This window comes from Escherichia sp. AM3 (assembly GCF_032029835.1).
Taxonomy (GTDB): Bacteria; Pseudomonadota; Gammaproteobacteria; order Enterobacterales; family Enterobacteriaceae; genus Escherichia; species Escherichia coli.
Map to the genome: position 1 here is coordinate 1 of NZ_JAVUPQ010000916.1, position 279 is coordinate 279.

At 59.1% G+C, this 279-nt stretch carries 1 protein-coding gene; it reads right to left on the reverse strand.

Annotated features, from left to right (window positions below; genetic code table 11):
• Positions 1–279, reverse strand: a 279-nt coding sequence (locus RTW80_RS29045) for an ABC transporter substrate-binding protein (RefSeq protein WP_312721570.1), incomplete at both ends; no start/stop codon positions are given.

A 279-nucleotide genomic window follows, 5' to 3' on the forward strand; every position in this document is an offset into this window, starting at 1 on the left:
TTGTCCTCCAGCGCGCCCGGCAGGCCGACCGGCAGGACGCTCTGATGAACAAAATACTGGCCTTTCAGCAGGTTCTTGGTGATGCCTTCATAATCCACCAGCCAGCGCGAGGCTTCCCAGAACGCTGGATTATTCAGCAGCGGGTTAGCGCTGTTGCCGGTGTTAAACACCAGATAGTTTTGCTCGGCAGAAGGGATGCTAAGCACCTTCACGCCCGGCTTGCCGCTGAGGGCGATTATCTGGTCTGCACCCAGATCGCGCGCCACGTCCGCATCACCC